General features: G+C 41.8%; 1 protein-coding gene. It reads left to right on the top strand.

Annotated features, from left to right (window positions below; genetic code table 11):
* Positions 1 to 103: 103 nt before the first annotated feature.
* Complete coding sequence (locus tag BCT81_RS04495; RefSeq protein ID WP_102423354.1) at positions 104 to 532, top strand: GFA family protein; 429 nt, start codon at positions 104 to 106, stop codon at positions 530 to 532.
* The last annotated feature ends 25 nt before the right edge of the window (positions 533 to 557 follow it).

The following is a 557-nucleotide window of genomic DNA, read 5'->3' as shown; positions in this document are numbered from 1 at the left end:
GCATTTAACCTGTGGTAGTAAGTCTTTAGAGTAACCATCATTAGGTATTGCTTGCCCGTTCCGCTTAAACGCATTTTTATAGGTATTAATAAGGAGTATTTGAGTGAAAGGTAACTGTTTATGTGGCGCTGTCTCGTTTGAGTTGTCAGGCGTGTTACCCCTTATTTATCAATGTCACTGTTCATTGTGTCGCCAAGTCTCGGGGTCTTCATCAAATTCAGCTTTAATTATAAAAGAGTCGCAATTCAAATGGTGTACCGGCGAGCATCAAATTAAGTCATTTTCTACTCATTCGGGTTTTAAATCGGAGTTCTGTTCTCAGTGCGGTAGCCCTGTACCCAACATGAGTTCTAGCGGTGAATCTTATTGGGTTCCAGCTGGTTTGCTAACTGAAGCGGTAGATACAAAAGTTGCTGCCCATGTTTATGTTGGTTCTCACGCTAATTGGGATGTAGGTTTTGTTAACGACGGGATCCCTCAGTTTGAAACAATGCCAAGTGAACAAGATTGGTTAGCGCTAAGCGGGAAATAACTTCGTTAAGTGGGCTTTCCTTTTC

The sequence above is a fragment of the Vibrio sp. 10N.261.52.A1 genome (assembly GCF_002876325.1).
GTDB classification, from domain to species: domain Bacteria; phylum Pseudomonadota; class Gammaproteobacteria; order Enterobacterales; family Vibrionaceae; genus Vibrio; species Vibrio chagasii.
Note: the sequence above shows the minus strand (reverse complement) of the source record. Positions and strands in the feature narration are given on the sequence as shown.